Annotated in this window: 16 protein-coding genes; 11 read left to right on the top strand and 5 right to left on the bottom strand. The window is 73.2% G+C overall.

The annotated features are described in order from the left end of the window. Window positions 1-262: 262 nt before the first annotated feature. Genes FH608_RS17460 through FH608_RS17430 form a run of 7 tightly spaced genes read left to right on the top strand, consistent with a single transcriptional unit; the run spans window position 263 to window position 6,846 of the window. Window positions 263-1,645: a MinD/ParA family ATP-binding protein gene (locus FH608_RS17460; RefSeq protein ID WP_226899634.1), complete on the top strand. Its 1,383-nt coding sequence runs from the start codon at window positions 263-265 to the stop codon at window positions 1,643-1,645. Further along, window positions 1,642-2,562 (top strand): ATP-binding cassette domain-containing protein, encoded by a 921-nt coding sequence (locus FH608_RS17455; RefSeq protein WP_139631591.1) that lies wholly within the window; start codon window positions 1,642-1,644, stop codon window positions 2,560-2,562. Before FH608_RS17460 ends, FH608_RS17455 begins: the two co-directional genes overlap by 4 nt. Beyond that, window positions 2,559-3,380, top strand: coding sequence for an ABC transporter permease (locus FH608_RS17450; RefSeq protein WP_139631590.1), 822 nt, complete (start codon window positions 2,559-2,561; stop codon window positions 3,378-3,380). The genes FH608_RS17455 and FH608_RS17450 overlap by 4 nt, the downstream gene beginning before the upstream one ends. After that, window positions 3,377-3,886 carry a hypothetical protein gene (locus tag FH608_RS17445; RefSeq protein ID WP_139631589.1) on the top strand — a complete coding sequence of 170 codons (510 nt, stop codon included), beginning with the start codon at window positions 3,377-3,379 and terminating at the stop codon, window positions 3,884-3,886. The genes FH608_RS17450 and FH608_RS17445 overlap by 4 nt, the downstream gene beginning before the upstream one ends. Beyond that, entirely contained in the window at window positions 3,883-4,980 is a 1,098-nt protein-coding gene (locus tag FH608_RS17440) for an efflux RND transporter periplasmic adaptor subunit (protein ID WP_139631588.1), read from the top strand. Before FH608_RS17445 ends, FH608_RS17440 begins: the two co-directional genes overlap by 4 nt. Further along, entirely contained in the window at window positions 4,977-5,642 is a 666-nt protein-coding gene (locus FH608_RS17435; protein ID WP_139631587.1) for an ABC transporter ATP-binding protein, read from the top strand. Before FH608_RS17440 ends, FH608_RS17435 begins: the two co-directional genes overlap by 4 nt. Before the next feature lie 13 nt (window positions 5,643-5,655). Continuing rightward, a complete protein-coding gene (locus tag FH608_RS17430; RefSeq protein ID WP_139631586.1) occupies window positions 5,656-6,846 on the top strand; it encodes an ABC transporter permease in 1,191 nt (396 codons plus the stop codon). A 50-nt stretch (window positions 6,847-6,896) separates the two neighbouring features. On the opposite strand, the gene FH608_RS17425 is transcribed toward FH608_RS17430, so the two are convergent. From FH608_RS17425 to FH608_RS17405, 5 genes are all read right to left on the bottom strand, one after another. After that, window positions 6,897-7,361: a hypothetical protein gene (locus FH608_RS17425; RefSeq protein WP_139631585.1), complete on the bottom strand. Its 465-nt coding sequence runs from the start codon at window positions 7,359-7,361 to the stop codon at window positions 6,897-6,899. Window positions 7,362-7,472: 111 nt separating this feature from the next. Beyond that, window positions 7,473-9,008 (bottom strand): acyl-CoA dehydrogenase family protein, encoded by a 1,536-nt coding sequence (locus FH608_RS17420; RefSeq protein WP_139631584.1) that lies wholly within the window; start codon window positions 9,006-9,008, stop codon window positions 7,473-7,475. Further along, complete coding sequence (locus FH608_RS17415) at window positions 9,001-10,017, bottom strand: FAS1-like dehydratase domain-containing protein (protein ID WP_139631583.1); 1,017 nt, start codon at window positions 10,015-10,017, stop codon at window positions 9,001-9,003. Before FH608_RS17415 ends, FH608_RS17420 begins: the two co-directional genes overlap by 8 nt. Continuing rightward, window positions 10,014-10,754, bottom strand: coding sequence for a 3-oxoacyl-ACP reductase FabG (gene fabG / locus FH608_RS17410; RefSeq protein ID WP_139631582.1), 741 nt, complete (start codon window positions 10,752-10,754; stop codon window positions 10,014-10,016). Before fabG ends, FH608_RS17415 begins: the two co-directional genes overlap by 4 nt. Window positions 10,755-10,759: 5 nt before the next feature. After that, complete coding sequence (locus FH608_RS17405; RefSeq protein WP_139631581.1) at window positions 10,760-12,043, bottom strand: CoA transferase; 1,284 nt, start codon at window positions 12,041-12,043, stop codon at window positions 10,760-10,762. A 184-nt stretch (window positions 12,044-12,227) separates the two neighbouring features. Between FH608_RS17405 and FH608_RS17400 the strand changes: the two genes are divergently transcribed. From FH608_RS17400 to FH608_RS17390, 4 genes are all read left to right on the top strand, one after another. After that, on the top strand, window positions 12,228-13,646 hold the full coding sequence (locus FH608_RS17400; protein ID WP_264372907.1) for an RNA-guided endonuclease InsQ/TnpB family protein: 1,419 nt from the start codon (window positions 12,228-12,230) through the stop codon (window positions 13,644-13,646). Continuing rightward, window positions 13,550-13,762 carry a transposase gene (locus tag FH608_RS53840; protein WP_264372906.1) on the top strand — a complete coding sequence of 71 codons (213 nt, stop codon included), beginning with the start codon at window positions 13,550-13,552 and terminating at the stop codon, window positions 13,760-13,762. The genes FH608_RS17400 and FH608_RS53840 overlap by 97 nt, the downstream gene beginning before the upstream one ends. Window positions 13,763-13,887: 125 nt before the next feature. Beyond that, entirely contained in the window at window positions 13,888-14,241 is a 354-nt protein-coding gene (locus FH608_RS17395; protein WP_139631580.1) for a YbaB/EbfC family nucleoid-associated protein, read from the top strand. After that, entirely contained in the window at window positions 14,238-15,143 is a 906-nt protein-coding gene (locus tag FH608_RS17390) for a WXG100-like domain-containing protein (RefSeq protein WP_139631579.1), read from the top strand. Before FH608_RS17395 ends, FH608_RS17390 begins: the two co-directional genes overlap by 4 nt. Window positions 15,144-15,150 lie beyond the last annotated feature (7 nt).

Below are 15,150 nucleotides of genomic sequence, written 5' to 3'. Positions count from 1 at the left end.
CGAACGGATTGATATGTACGGCGAGCGCGACGAGCGGCCCCAGCGCCATACCGACGACGAGATCACCGTGGAAGTGAACGGCGAGGAGCCCGAGCTGGACCCGGATCGTACGCGTACCGTCCGCTTCCCGCCGCCGAACCTGTCCAAGGGGACGGACCGGCCGCCTCCCGAGCCTCCCGTCTGGTGGCAGCAGGACCCGGGGAACGAGCCCGGCCGGCGTCTCGGTCATTTCGCCACGAACGGTTCTCATGAGGAGCCTGGTATGGACCCTTCTCCCTCGGTGGGACCGCCTCCCGGGCCCATCGCGTCGCTCGGCTCGCTCGGGCCGCTGAACGGCTTCCCGCCCCCGCTCGGGCCACCGGCCTGGGACCCGCCGTCGGGACCGGACGCCTCCCAGGCGACGGACTGGAACCCCCAGCCGGGAACGGGTGACCCCGAGACGTGGAACCCGCCGGCAGGCACAGGCGCCTCCCAGACGTGGAACCCGCCATCGGGAACGGGCGAGTCCGAGACGTGGAGCCCGCCGCCGGGAACGGGCGGCCCCGAGGCGGCGGGGTGGGACGCCGCCGCCGGACTCGCCGGACTCGCCGGCCCCGGAGCGCCCGGAGCGCCGGAAGTCCCGGTGTTCCCGCCGCCACAGGGCGCCGCGCCCCCGCCGCCCGCCCCGTCCCTGCCGCCCCCGGTGCCGGCGGACGTCCCGGTGGCGGGCACGTCCTCGGACAGCCTGCGCCCCGACCGCCTGCTGCGCACCCGCCGCCGCCCGCCCGCCGGCGGCTGGCGCAAGGCCGTCTTCGTGCTGAGCCGCGGCCTGATCCGCCCCACCGACTCCAAGGCCGAGCGCCACCGCCAGGAGCTGATCGAGCGCGTCAGGCAGCCGGTCGCCGCCGGCCACTTCAGGGTCGCGGTGATGAGCCTCAAGGGCGGCGTGGGCAAGACAACCACGACCATGGGGCTGGGCGCCACGCTCGCCCACCAGCGGGGCGACCGGGTCATCGCGGTCGACGCCAACCCGGACCGCGGCACGCTGTCGGAGAAGGTCCGGATGGAGTCGCCGGCCACCGTACGCGACCTGCTGAACGACCGCGCCGGCATCTGGCGCTACGCCGACGTGCGCTCCTACACCTCGCAGGCGCCCTCGCGGCTGGAGGTGCTGGCATCCGACCGGGACCCGGCCATCTCGGAGGCGTTCAACGCCGACGACTACCGCGCCGTGGCGCAGATCCTGGAGCAGTTCTACTCGATCTCCATCACCGACTGCGGCACCGGCATGCTGCACTCGGCGATGAGCGCGATCCTGGACATGGCCGACCAGATCGTCCTGGTCAGCCCGGTCACCGTGGACGGCGCGCGCTCGGCGTCGGCCACCCTCGACTGGCTGCAGGCCCACGGGCACCAGAGCCTGGCATCGAGCGCCGTGGTGGTGCTGTCGGCGGTGAAGAGCCCGCGCAGGAACGCCGTCAACGTGGCCGAGCTGAAGGAGCACTTCACCAGGCGCTGCCGCGCGGTGCTCGGGGTGCCGTTCGACCCGCACCTGGAGCAGGGCTCGGAGGTCGACCTGGAGCTGCTGCGCACCGCGACCAGGGACACCTACCTGGAGGTGGCCGCCACGATCGCCGACCGTTTCGGCCCGGGAGCGGCCTCATGACCTCCCTGCTCAGCGTCACCGACCTGTCCAGGTCGCCGTCCCTGGAGGAGGTGTCGTTCACCGTCGAGCGCGGCGAGGTCGTCTGCGTGGTCGGCCCGCCGGGCAACGGCGGCACCACGCTGATGGAGTGCCTGGTGGGCGCGGCCGAGCCGGACGCCGGCCACGTCGAGATGCTCGGCGTGACAGTCGGCCCCGGCGACCGCCGCCCGCCGGGGCTGGCCGCCGCCCTGCGCGGCGAGAGCGTGCCGGGACGGATGAAGGTGGGCGAGGCGCTGCGGCTGTTCTCCCGCCTGTACGGGACGCGCGGCCTGCCCCGCCGCATGGTCGACCTGCTCGACCTGGAGCCGCTGCTGTCCAGGCGCTTCGCCCGTCTCACCGACGGCCAGCGCAGGCGCGCCATGCTGGGCCTGGCGCTGGTGGGCAACCCCGAGCTGGTGCTGCTCGACGACCCGGCCGCCGGGCTCAGGGAGGGCAGCAGGGGCCGCATCGAGCAGGCCATCGGCGAGCTGCGCGCGGGGTACGGCGGGGTGTGCGTCGTGCTGTCCGACCTGGCGCAGGCCGAGCGGCTGGCCGACCGGGTGGTGCTGCTGCGCGCGGGCCGCGTCCTGGCCGAGGGCACGCCGTCCAGGCTGATACGGCTGCTCGGCTCCACGTACGTGATGGGTGTGCCCCCGCACCTGCGGGTGGACCGGCTCCAGGGCGTACGGGTGCTGCCCTGCGGGGCGGCGACATACCTGTACGGATCGCGCGAGGCGCTGGAGAACGCCATCCAGGAGCTGTCGCCGATGAGCGGCGACCGGGTCTGGTCGATCCGCCCGCCCACGCTCAGGGACGCCTACCTCACGCTGTCGGCCGTCCCTGAGCCGGCCGCCCTGGAGGGCGTCACCGAGCCGGCCGCGTTGGAGGCATCGGCATGACGGAGATCGCGTTGACGGGACGGCGGCCGGGCGGCGCCCGGGGCGGCGGGACGGCGTTGTGGACGCTGGTGCGCGCCCACCTGACGCTGTCGCTGCGCACGCCGGTCGTGCTGCTGGCCGTGCTCGCCCTGCCGTTCGCGGTGCTGCTGACGCTGCTGCTGGTCGTCGGCTTCCGCTTCCCGACCATCGAGTTCGGCGCGATGCCGGGGGTCAGGGTCATCGACCGGCTGCTGCCGGAGATGGCGGGGACGGTCACCGCCGCGGCTGGGATCCTGGTGCTCACGCTGCAGCTGTCGGAGGCGCGGGCCACCGGGATGCTCAGGCGGCTGCGGCGCAGCCCCATGCGGGACGGCTCGTACCTCGCGGCGCAGGCCGTCGTGGCGGTCGTGCTGGTGACGGCGTCCACGGTGCTGTTCGCGGCCGTCGCCTTCATCGTCTACGGGGCACCGCGCTCCTGGCATCCGCTGTATCTGGCGGGGGCGCTGCTGGTGGTGGCGTACTGCTCGATCAGCGCCGGGCTGCTGCTCGGCGGCATGCGGATGCCGCGGACCGGGGCCAGGGTCGCCGCGCCGCTCTGCTTCGCGATGCTGTTCCTCTGCAGCGGGGCGGGCGTGCCGCGCGAGGGCTGGGAGGGGGTGGCGCCGTGGCTGTACGAGATCACCACGGTCAACCCGCTGGCCCAGCTCAACGACTTCGTCTTCGCCGCCTCCCAGGGGCGGCTGTCGGACACCTGGCCCGCCGTGGCGGGACTGCTGGTGACCGCCGCCGTCGCGAACCTCGTGACCAGGCGCGTCTTCGACTGGGAGGGGACGTCATGAGAAGGGTCATCGTCGCCGTGGCCGCCATGGCGCTGCTGGCCTGCGGCTGCGCGCAGCGGGACGAGCGGCACCCCCTCGCCGTCGCCATCGCCGGCACCCCGCAGGCCGCCGCGGCGGCGAACGGCAAGCCCAAGCCGGCGCCGACGGCCAGCGTCGACGCCCAGGACGCGCTGCTGAAGACCGCCCAGTGCCTGCGCGCGAACGGCGTGGACGTGCCCGACCCCGGCTCCCCCGAGGAGAAGACGTGGAAGTACACCGGGGACCAGGCCACCATGCAGAAGGCGCTGAAGGCGTGCGAGAAGTACGTCTCGCAGATCCCCAACCCGATGGACGACCCGAAGACCCGCGACCAGCTCATCCAGTACGCCAGGTGCATGCGTGAGCAGGGCATCGACATGCCCGACCCGCCGCAGGTCAACGCCAACCTCGACCCCAACGACCCCAAGCTGCGCAAGGCGGCGGAGACCTGCGTCAAGCAGCTGCCCGGCCAGGGAGGCACCCAGTGAACGGCGCGCTGAAGGGAGTCGTGGCCGCCCTGGGCACGGTGGTGGTCGGCAGCGCGGTCACCGCGGGCGGGGTGTTCGCCTCGGCGGCGCTCTTCGACACCGGACCCCAGGCGAAGCCCGCGCCCACGCCGACGGCGCGGCCGGTCGGCGCGGCCACGAAGGAGATCACCCGCGGCGACCTGGTGGACGAGGAGAGCGTGGACGGGAAGCTCACCTACGCCGACGGCCGGACGATCAAGGCCGCGTCGGGCGGGACGATCACCGCCCTGCCCGCCGAGGGCTCGGTCATCAAGCGCGGCAAGCGGCTCTACGCCGTGGACCGCCGCCCCCGCATCCTCATGTACGGCAAGCTGCCCGCGTACCGGACGCTGAAGGACGGCGTGAAGAAGGGGCCGGACGTCAAGCAGCTGGAGCGGAACCTGCGCTCGCTCGGCTTCGCCCGCGGCGTGACGGTGGACAACCGCTTCACCGACGCGACGGAACGCGCCGTGAAGCGGTGGCAGAAGAAGAACGGCATGGAGCGGACCGGGAAGGTGACCCCGTCCGACGTCGTCTTCCTGCCCGAGGAGGTCCGCGTCAGCGCGACCAAGGTGGACGTCGGCGACCAGATAGGCGCGCTGCGCCCGATCCTGGACATCACCGGCACCGACCGCCTGGTCCGCATCAACCTGGACGCCGACAAGCAGGACATCGCCAAGAAGGGCAGGACGGTCACCGTCAAGCTGGCCAGCGGCAAGAGCGTGAAGGGCAAGATCAGCCGGGTGGCGAAGGTCGCCAAGCCGGCCAAGAGCTCCGGCAACCAGGAGAAGGGGGCCACCGTCGAGGTGGAGATCAAGGTCACCGCGAAGTCGCTCGGCGCGCTGGACGAGGCGCCGGTGACCGTCGAGCTGACCAGGCAGCGGGCCGAGGACGTGCTCACCGTGCCGGTGGAGGCGCTGCTCGCGCTGCCCGAGGGCGGCTACGGCGTCGAGGTCGTCGACCAGTCCGGGGCCCGGCGGGTGCCGGTGAAGACCGGCGCGTTCGGCAACGGCCGGGTCGAGGTGACCGGCACCGGGCTGGCCGAGGGCATGAAGGTGACGGTGTCGGGCCGGTGAACGTGCTGGAGATCCGCGGGGTCAGCAAGACGTACGGGCGGGTGCACGCCCTGCGCAACGTGGACCTGACCATCCGCAAGGGCGAGATGGTGTCGATCGTCGGCCCGTCCGGCTCGGGCAAGTCCACGCTGCTGCAGATCGCGGGCACCCTCGACCGGCCCACCTCGGGCACCGTACGCGTGGCCGGCCACGACGTGAGCGCCCTGTCCGACAGCCAGCTCTCGGCGCTGCGCGCCCGCTACATCGGCTTCGTCTTCCAGCAGTTCCACCTCTCCCCCGCCCTGTCGGCGCTCGACAACGTCGCCGACGGCCTGCTGTACACCGGCCTGTCCAGGCGGCAGCGCCGGGAGCGGGCCGAGGCGGCGCTCCAGCTCGTCGGGCTGTCGCACCGGCTGGGGCACCGGCCGAACCAGCTGTCCGGCGGCCAGATGCAGCGGGTGGCGGTGGCCCGCGCGGTGGCCGGGCGGCCCCCGCTGCTGCTCGCCGACGAACCGACCGGCAACCTGGACTCGGAGGCGGGGGCCGAGGTGCTGTCGCTGTTCAGGACGCTGAACGCGCGGGGCATCACCATCGCGATCATCACGCACGACACCGAGGTGGCCATGGCCTGCCCGCGCCGCATCCGCGTACGCGACGGCCTGGTCAGATCCGAGGTCTCATGACGGCGAGAACATCATGAGCACGGCGCTGCGCCCGGCGCGGCTGCGGCCGACGGACCTGGCCAGGATCGGCACCTCGGGCCTGCGCGCCAGGCCCGCGCGGGCGATCCTCGCCGCGCTCGGCATCGCGATCGGCATCGCCACGATGGTCACGGTGGTCGGCATCTCCGCCTCCAGCCAGGAACGGCTGCTGCGCCAGCTTGACGAGCTGGGCACCAACCTGCTCAGGGTCTCGCCCGGCGACAGCCTCTTCGGCGACCAGGTCAAGCTGCCCGAGAACGCCGCCGCGATGGTCAAGCGCATCGACGGCGTCACCAGCTCCAGCCAGACCGCCGAGACCGGCACCACGGTCCGCCGCAACGACCTCATCCCCGAGGGCATCTCGCTGGGCATCACCGTCCAGGCCACCAGCCTCGACCTGCTCTCCACCCTCGACGGCCGGGTCCGCCAGGGCACCTGGCTGAACGCCGCCACCGAGCGCCAGCCCGTGGTCGTGCTGGGCGCGGTGGCCGCGGAACGGCTCGGCATGACCGGGGCCGACGCCCAGGTCTACATCGGCGACAGGTGGTTCACCGTCATCGGCGTCCTGGACAGGATGCCGCTGGCCGAGGAGATCGAGCGGTCGGCGCTGGTGGGCTTCCCCGCGGCCAAGGAGTACCTCGACCACGACGGCCACCCCACGACCGTCTACGAGCGCTCGGCCGACGAGGCGGTGGAGAGCGTACGGACGATGCTGGCCCGCACGGTCAGCCCCGAGAGCCCGAACGAGGCCAAGGTGAGCCGGCCGTCTGACGCGCTCAAGGCCAAGGCCGCGGCGGCGGGCGCGTTCACCGGGCTCATGCTCGGGCTCGGCGCGGTGGCGCTGTTCGTCGGCGGGGTCGGGGTGGCCAACACGATGGTGGTGGCCGTGCTGGAGCGGCGCAGGGAGATCGGCCTGCGCCGGTCGTTCGGCGCGACCAGGGCCCAGGTGCGCAACCAGTTCCTGGTCGAGGCGCTGCTGCTGTCGGCCTTCGGCGGCGGTGCCGGGGTGCTGCTGGGGGCGCTGGCCACGTTCGTCTACGCGCAGCTCAACGCGCTCCCGGCGGTGGTCCCGCTGTGGGCGGTGGGGGGCGGGCTGGGCGCCACCATCGTGATCGGGGCGCTGGCCGGCATCTACCCGGCGCTGCGCGCCGCCCGCGTCCCCCCGACCGTGGCCCTCACCCAGTAGCACGGCCCGGCATTCGACCAGCTCGCCGGCGCGCTCTACCACCGCGTCCGTCATGCCTCCTGAGGCCGCCCGGCATCCTCGGGCCGCCCGCCCTCGCGTGCCTCCCGCATCCTCCCCGTGGCGATGAAGTCGACCGCGACCCGGTAGAAGGCGGCGATCGACTCGCCCTCATCACCCCCGTCACGGAACTGCTTGCGGACCTTCGTGAACGGGAACGCCGTGCTGCCGTCCGGAAGGAGCACGCCCCATCCGTGGTCGCCCGATCGGTGCCACCGGCCGCCCGTGGCGGCGACGAGGCAGGCCCCGAGGAACGAGCCGAGCACGCCCACCAGCCCGTCGGCCCGCTCCGCGTCGAAGCCCGACTGGGCACGCTGGCGTTCGATGAAGCCGTCGACCCACTCGACGGACTCCCGGTTGAGGCCGAAGTCCACGTCGCTCAGCGGCCCGAGGTGGTCGATGGCGAGGCTGACGTTCTCCTCTATCTTCTGCAGTTCCTCTGTTCCCTGCTCGTCCATCCGAGGATGCTCGCATCCGGCCGCGGCCCCGATCAATCCGGTTTCCGGCCGGCGGCCGTCACCCGGACCGCTCGTCCGTCCCGTGGTCGCCCGTCCTGCCGGGTGGGAGGGTCACTTTCCGGACAGGCGGCGGGCGATGACGCGCAGGGCGAGCACCTCGTCGGCGCCCTCGAAGAGTGACAGCACGCGGGCGTCCACGAACAGCCGCGAGATCGTGTACTCCTCCGCGTACCCGTAGCCCCCGTGCAACTGCTGCGCCTCCCGGGTGACCCATTCGGCCGCCCGGCAGGCGAGCTGCTTGACCTGGGCGGCCTCCAGCCCGCCGTCACCGGCGGCCACGGCGCGGGCCGCCGCGTACGTGAAGGCCCGGCAGGCGGCGACCAGCGCGGCCATCCTGGCGATCTTGGTACGGGTCAGCTGGTAGGCGGCCAGCGAGCGGCCGAAGACCTGGCGCTGCCGCGCGTAGTCCACGGCGAGCTCCAGCGCCGACTGCATGACGCCGACAGCGCGGGCGGCGGTCTGCAGGCGCGCGTTGGCGAACGCCTGCATCTGCAGGTAGAACCCCCGGCCGACGCCCTCGTCCAGGCCGATCAGGTCGCCCGCCGGGACCCGCCAGCGGTCGAAGCGCACCTCGAACGAGTGCATGCCCCGGTAGCCGAGCGTGCGGATGGCGCGCCCCTCGATGCCGCCGCCGCCCTCCTGGGCGACCCGCCACTCGTGACCGGTGAAGGACGGCTTGTTCACCACGAAGAGCGACAGGCCGCGGTGGCCGACCGGTCCGGTGCGGGCCAGCACGAGGAGGTGGTGGGCACGGCCGGCGAAGGTGCACCAGGTCTTGACGCCGTCCAGCACCCACTCGTCGCCGTCCAGGACCGCGCCGGTGGTGATCGAGGCGACGTCCGAGCCGTGGTCCGGCTCCGTCACCGCCACCGCGCACAGCTTCCGCCCCGACGCGATCGCCGGCAGCCAGCGCTCCTTCTGCTCGTCGGTGCCGCCCCGGAGGATCGCGGTCGTCATGATCTCCGGGCGGGTGATGAGCGAGCCCGCGGCGCCGAGCGAGGCTCGCGACAGCTCCTCGGTCACCACGACCATGCCGAGCAGGTCGTCGCCGTCGGCCACGCCGCCGTACGCGGCCGGGACGGACAGGCCGAAGCAGCCCATGTCCGCGAGACCCTCGATGATGTCGGCGGGGATGTCGCCGTCCTCGCGGTGGATGCGGTCCGCGACCGGGACGATCCGGTCCTCGGCGAACTCGCGGAAGGCGGAGCGGACCAGCTCCATCTCGGCGGACAGGTGCCGCGGCCCCGCCTCGCGCGTGGCCATGACCCGGTCGGCCACCCGTTCCAGGAAGGCCGGGTCGCGCCCGGCGGCGAGGTGCTCGGCGACGCCGTCGAGCGCCGTGCGGCCGGCGCCCCACAGCGCCTCCCTTCCGCTCATCCGGCCGGCCAGGTCGGCGGCCACGTCGGCGGCGAACAGGAGGGCCAGGTCGGGGTCGTGGCCGAGCAGTTCGGCCGCCGCCGCGACGGCCGACGAGACGGACGCCACGTCGTAGGCGACGGCCTGGCCCGGCTCCCGCTCCGCCGCACCGGCGACGACGGCGCGCAGCACGTCCACGACGGCCCGCGCGCGACCGGCCGCGTCAGGCATCCCCGCCCCCTTCCCACTCGATCGTCAGGGTGCTGTGCGGTTCGGGGCCCGGCCCGAACACGCCGAGCGTGAGCGGCCGGGACGGATCCGGGGTGGGCGCTCCTGCCGGTCCCAGAGTGGGCGGCTCGGCCGGTTCCAGGGTGGGCGGTCCGGCGGGGTGGGCGCGGCGCAGGTGGGCCGGGTGGCCGCAGAACAGGGGGCTGCGGTTGCGGTGGCGCAGCCGCCTGACCAGCGCCGTGTGCCCCTCCAGGCGCGGCACCTCCGCGAGGGCGAGCGCCATCAGCGGCCCGTGCACCACCAGGCCGGGATAGCCCTCGACGCCCGTGACGTACGGCCAGTCGTAGTGGATGCGGTGCGGGTTGCAGGTCGCCGCGCTGAACCGCATCAGCAGCACCGGATCCGTGGCGAGATCCCACGCCCACGCCCCGGCCCGGGTGAGCGGCGCACCCGCCGGGCCGGACGCGGCCACGCCGGAAGGCCAGTCTGCGGCCGCGCCGGAAGGCCCTTCCCCAGACACGCCGGAACTGCCTTGCGCGGGCACGCCCGGAAGCCCTTCCCCGGGCACGCCTGAAGGGCCGGCCTCGCGGTAGACGAGGTCCTGCCGCTCCTCGATCGCGAGCCGGCCCCGCTCGTCGTACAGCCGGGTGGCGACCGCCACGATGACCAGCCGCCCCGAGCGCCCCGACTTCTCGGTCACCGACGCCACGGACGACTCGCGGCGCACCGTGCCGCCCACCGCGAGCGGGGCGTGGAAGGCGACCTCGCCGCCCGCGAACATCCGGCGCGGCAGCTCCACGGGCGGCAGGAACGACCCGCGCGCCGGATGCCCGTCCTGGCCGAGCTCCGACGAGCGCGGCCAGCGGGCCAGCGCGAGCCAGTGCCACAGCGGCGGCAGGGCGTCCCCGGGGCCGGGGGCGGGCAGGCCGTCGTCGAGCAGCGCCGACAGCGCCGCGACGGGATGGGGGTCGAGCGTCTCGGTGGTGGTGACGGTGCGCGGCTCCCAGCTCACATGAGCCGCCCGCCGGTCACTTCCAGCACCGCGCCCGTCATGTACGACGACAGCTCGGAGGCCAGGAACAGCGCGACGGTCGCGACCTCGTGCGGCTCGCCCGCGCGCCCCATCGGGATCTCGGCCATCTTCTGGTCCCACGCCTTGCGCGGCATCGCCTCGGTCATGGCCGTACGGATCAGGCCCGGCTGGATGACGTTGACCCGCACGCCGTGGTGGGCCAGCTCCTTGGCGGCGGCTTTGGACAGCCCGACGATGCCGGCCTTGGCGGCGGAGTAGTTGGTCTGGCCCACCATGCCGACCTTCCCCGACAGCGACGAGATGTTCACGATGGCGCCGCGCTTCCGCTCGCGCATGATGGCGGCGGCCTTGCGGGTGCCGTTCCAGGTGCCTTTGAGGTGCACGTCCACGACCTGGTCGAACTGCTCCTCGGTCATCGTCCGCAGCGTCGCGTCGCGGGTGATGCCGGCGTTGTTGACCATGACGTCGAGGGAGCCGAAGGTGTCCAGCGCGGCCCCGAGAAGGGCGTCCACGTCGGCGGCGACCGTGACGTCGCACGCCGCGGCGCGGGCCACCGAGGGACCGCCGAGCTCCTTGGCCGCCGCCTCGGCGGCCTGCGGGTCGAGGTCGCCGATGACGACCCGCGCGCCTTCCCTGACGAAGACCTCGGCGATGGCCCGCCCGATGCCCTGGGCGCCGCCGGTCACGACGGCGGTCCTGCCGGTGAGCAACGCCATGTGGATCAGCTCCTCTCTGTGTGGTCCGTCGCGGCCGGCGCCCCGCCGGCGTCCCGGATGACGCCGTCCCGCCGCAGCTTCGCGAGGTCGGCGGCGGACAGCCCGAGCCGGTCGCGCAGCACCTCGGCGGTGTGCTGGCCGACCAGCGGAGCCGGTTCGGGAGGCGCCTGCTCGCCGTCCATCACCACGGGCGAGCCGGGCGCCCAGTGCTCGCCGGCGCCGGGCTGGACGAGCCTGGCCATCAGCGGGTTGGCGGGCAGCAGCGCGGCCAGCTCGGCGAAGCTCCGGTACGCCGACCACAGCACGCGGGTGGCGCCCAGCGCGGACTCGGCCTCGGCGAGCGGCCGGGCCCCGAACCAGCCCGCGAGCAGCTCGCCGAGCACCCGGCGGTGCCGGTAGCGCTCCGACTCCTCGGTGAAGTCGACGCCGAGCGCGGCGGCGAGCGCGGCGACCACCTCGGTCAGGCCGGTCGCGGCCAGCAGGTCGCGCCAGTGGCGGACGGTGAGCGCCACGACCATCACCCGCCCGCCGTCGGCGGTGGCGAAGTCGCGGCCGAAGGTGCCGTAGACGTGGTTGCCGCAGCGCTCGCGCGGGGTGTCGCTCAGCTGCGCCTCGGCGAGGTAGCCGAGGTTGCCGGCGGTGGCCAGGGCGACGTCCTCCAGCGCGATCCGTACCTGCTGGCCCTCGCCTGTCAGCAGGCGGTGGCGCTCGGCGGCGAGCAGGCCGGTGGCCAGGTAGAGGCCGGCGGTCAGGTCCCAGGCGGGCACCACGGCGTTCACCGGGTTCGCCGAGTCCTCCGGCCCGGTCAGCAGCGGGAAGCCGGTGGCCGCCTGGACGGTGTAGTCGACCGCCGTCCCGCCGTCCCTGCGGCCGGTGAGCAGCACGTGGATGAGGTCGGGGCGGCGCTCGCGCAGCGCCTCGAAGCCCAGCTCGGGGTGGCGCTCGGAGTTGCTGACGACGATCCCGCTCCGGACGGCCAGCTCGGCTACGAGGTCGCGGCCCCGCGCGGAGGACAGGTCGACCTCGATGGCGCGCTTGCCCTTGTTGAGGCCCGACCAGTAGAGGCTCGTGCCGCTCCCGGTCAGCGGCCAGCGGGTGCGGTCGGGGGCGCCGCCGATCGGCTCGATTCTGATCACGTCGGCGCCCAGCTGCGCCAGCGTCATCCCGGCCAGCGGGGTGGCCACGTACGTCGAGAGCTCGACGATGCGCAGGCCGCGCAGCGGCCGTGACCGGCGCGGGGGCTCCGCGCGTGTTTCGTCCTCCGCTGCCGGGTTCCCATCGGTGCTCATACGAACGCCATGATTGCACCCTTGAGCCCCGCGATCACGACTCCCGGCGGTGGAGATCGGCCGGGCGGTGGTGAGAGGGCGCGTCGGGCCGCCTGGAAGGGCCCTTGACAGGCTGATCACTTTCCGGGCGCCGTACCTGACGGTGGACGGGAAGGGCGTCGTGCGCGCTTCGGAGCGGCCCGCGATGAGCGGCCTCGTCATGACCGCCGAGCCCCGCGAGGGCGGGGTGGCGCTCAAGGACACCGCGTCGGGCCGCTATCTGGAGGCCGCCGCGCGGGTGCGGCTGGCCGCGACCGGCTCGGTCTTCCAGCTCAGGGACGCCGGCGGCGGGAAGGTCGCGCGTCCTCCGGCGGCCGGAGCGTCTCCGTCAGCGGCGGCGCGCTGGTCATGGGCACGGAGGTCACCAGGTTCACCAAGCACCTACAGCGTGGATGCCCCGTCCTTCAGGGCGGGCAGGAAACGTGGAACGGCTGGGCATGCTGGTCTTCCAATTCTGTCGGTAGCGGTCGGTAGGTTGATCGGCATGTCCCGCTACCGGCTTCAGCCCACGCCTGCCCAAGAGGCGGCGCTGCTGGAGCATTGCGGGCATGCCCGGTTCGTATGGAATCTCTCGGTTGAGCAGCACGAGCATTGGAAGCCGGGCCGCAAGAGCGCGCCGGGGTTCGCCGAGCAGTGCCGCCAGCTCACCGAGGCGCGCGCCGAGAACGAGTGGCTGCGGGCCGGGTCGATCATCGTCCAGCAGCAGGCGCTGAAGGACTTCGCGCAGGCCATGTCGAACTTCTTCGCCGGGACCCACCGCAGGCCGACCTGGCGTAAGCGCGGGCAGGGTGAGGGGTTCCGGATCGTCGCCGTCAAGCCCGGCGATCTGCGCCGCCTGTCCCGCAACGTCGGCGAGGTGCGGATCCCGAAAGTCGGGTGGGTGCGGTTCCGCTGGTCCCGCGCCATCCCCGAAGGTGTGAAGTCCTTCCGCATCACCCGTGACCGTGCCGGACGCTGGCATGTGGCGTTCGCCGCCGTCCCTGAGCCGATCCCGGCACCGGGCACGGGCGAGACTGTCGGTGTGGACCGGGGCGTCGCCGTGAGCGCCGCCCTGTCCACCGGCCAGATGCTGAACGTACCCGGCCTGCGCGGCACGGAGAAGGCGCGGCTTTTGCGGCTGCTGCGGAAGCTGGCCAGAGCCGAGCGCGGGTCGAACCGGCGCGGAAAAGTCAAGGCCGCCATCGCCCGGCTGAAGGCGCGCGAGACGGACCGGCGCAAGGACTGGGTGGAGAAGACCAGCACCGGCCTGGCCCGGCGTTTCGACGTGATCGCCGTCGAAGACCTGAAGATCTCCGGCATGACCCGGTCGGCGCGCGGCACTATCGCCGAGCCCGGCCGCAACGTCCGCCAGAAAGCGGGCCTGAACCGGGGCATCCTGGCCGCCGGATGGGGCCGGCTCGTGGAGCGGCTGGAGCACAAAGCGCCGGGCCGCATCGTCAAGATCAACCCCGCGTACACGAGTCAGCGGTGCTCGGCGTGCGGAGTCGTGGACCCCGGAAGGCGCGCGAGAGCCAAGCCGACTTCCGGTGCCGATCCTGCGGATACGCCTGCAATGCCGACGTGAACGCGGCCAGGAACATCGCACACGCGGCAGGGCATGCCGTGTCTGCGCGGGGAGGCACGCCGCTGCGCGGGCCGGTGAACCGCGAACCTCAACGCGACCTCCTCCTCGTGAGGTAGTTGCCGTTGGAATCCCCCTCGTTCACGAGGGGGAGGATGTCAACGAACGTTGATCACTCACATCGGAATAACCAGAATTTTCTCCTGGTTTGATCATCAAAATACGGACATGTCAGGAGATCCGAATGACCTCACCGGCCGATCCCTTCAACCCCGACGGCGACCAGGAACTCGGCAGACTGCTGGAGAGCTTCCAACAGGACGTGGCGGCGCTGGAGCGGCTCAGCGACGAGATCGCCGCCGTCAGGGGGCGGGGCGAGGCGGCTGAGGGGCGGGTGGTGGCCGAGGTGACGCCGGCCGGGGCGCTCGCCGGGCTCACCATCGATCCGCGTGCCATGCGGCTCGGCTCCGCCGACCTGGCGGAGGCCATCCTCGAGGCCGCCGCCGAGGCGGTACGCGACGCCGAGCGCGGGTCGAGCGACCTGATGGCCCCGTTCATCGCCGACACGGTACTGGACGACGAGGTACGGCGACGATGAGGATCAATCCCAGCCGCGCCGGCATCTACGGCTTCGGCGCCCTCGGCATCGCCGGCTTCGTGTTCAAGATGCTCGCCGTCGACTACCCGAAAGGCGATCCGGGCAAGGCCCGCCAGGCCGCCGCGGTCTGGGCCCGGCTGGCCGACCGCATCGAGCAGAGCCCGGGAAGGACGTTCCCGGCCGCCGAGTCGGTGTGGCGCAAGAGCGCCGGCGACGGGGTGGAGGCCTACAAGAGGGCCGTCACCTCCGGCCTCTACCCCCGCACCCCCGAGGGCGGGTACCCCGCCGAGCTCGCCCGCCGCTGCCGCCAGAACAGCGCGGCCTGCGCCGAGTTCGCCGACGTGATCGAGACGGCGCGGCACGCGTACTGGACACTCGCCTGGGCGAACTTCGCCAGCTTCATCTACATCACCACCTTCCCGTGGCAGGCGGGATTGGCGCACGAGATCAGCAAGTTCCTCATGCGGCGGGCGCAGGCGGGCCTGCTGGCCAAGCTGCTGGAGCACAGCATCGCCAGGATCGTGCTGGCCAAGCTGACCGAGTACTCGATCGGCAGCGCCTTCTTCGCGCTCGGCGACGTGGGGGTGGTGGCCGGCGTCAAGGCGCTGCGTGGCGACGACGTCGGCTCGCTGGGGGCGAACGCGACGCAGGCGCTGAAGGAGTTCGCCGCCTCGATGGCCTTCTACGGCGCGTTCGACGCCGCCGCGCCGCTGGCCGGGAAGGTGAGCTCGAACCCGGAGGTCCAGAACTTCCTCGGCCGGCTCGCCGGCGGCTCGTTCGGGTACGGTCCCGCGTACGACGCCATGAACGGCCAGGAGGGCGCGGACCTCGTGCCCACGTGGAAAGAGACCCTCGGCAGGGTGCTGCTGTACTTCACCATGGCGCACAAGCCGGCGGGGTGAGAGGACG

Source organism: Nonomuraea phyllanthi (assembly GCF_006334985.2).
In the GTDB taxonomy this organism is placed as follows: Bacteria; Actinomycetota; Actinomycetes; order Streptosporangiales; family Streptosporangiaceae; genus Nonomuraea; species Nonomuraea phyllanthi.
Note: the sequence above shows the minus strand (reverse complement) of the source record. Positions and strands in the feature narration are given on the sequence as shown.

Bases quoted from the DNA above. Each gene is read 5' to 3' on its own strand.
- fabG (WP_139631582.1), bottom strand. From the start codon at position 10,754: ATGGCGTTGCTCACCGGCAGGACCGCCGTCGTGACCGGCGGCGCCCAG.
- FH608_RS17400 (WP_264372907.1), top strand. From the start codon at position 12,228: ATGAGCGGCCTCGTCATGACCGCCGAGCCCCGCGAGGGCGGGGTGGCG.
- FH608_RS17420 (WP_139631584.1), bottom strand. From the start codon at position 9,008: ATGCCTGACGCGGCCGGTCGCGCGCGGGCCGTCGTGGACGTGCTGCGC.
- FH608_RS17390 (WP_139631579.1), top strand. From the start codon at position 14,238: ATGAGGATCAATCCCAGCCGCGCCGGCATCTACGGCTTCGGCGCCCTC.
- FH608_RS17425 (WP_139631585.1), bottom strand. From the start codon at position 7,361: ATGGACGAGCAGGGAACAGAGGAACTGCAGAAGATAGAGGAGAACGTC.
- FH608_RS17460 (WP_226899634.1), top strand. From the start codon at position 263: ATGGACCCTTCTCCCTCGGTGGGACCGCCTCCCGGGCCCATCGCGTCG.
- FH608_RS17450 (WP_139631590.1), top strand. From the start codon at position 2,559: ATGACGGAGATCGCGTTGACGGGACGGCGGCCGGGCGGCGCCCGGGGC.
- FH608_RS17455 (WP_139631591.1), top strand. From the start codon at position 1,642: ATGACCTCCCTGCTCAGCGTCACCGACCTGTCCAGGTCGCCGTCCCTG.
- FH608_RS17445 (WP_139631589.1), top strand. From the start codon at position 3,377: ATGAGAAGGGTCATCGTCGCCGTGGCCGCCATGGCGCTGCTGGCCTGC.
- FH608_RS17395 (WP_139631580.1), top strand. From the start codon at position 13,888: ATGACCTCACCGGCCGATCCCTTCAACCCCGACGGCGACCAGGAACTC.
- FH608_RS17405 (WP_139631581.1), bottom strand. From the start codon at position 12,043: ATGAGCACCGATGGGAACCCGGCAGCGGAGGACGAAACACGCGCGGAG.
- FH608_RS17430 (WP_139631586.1), top strand. From the start codon at position 5,656: ATGAGCACGGCGCTGCGCCCGGCGCGGCTGCGGCCGACGGACCTGGCC.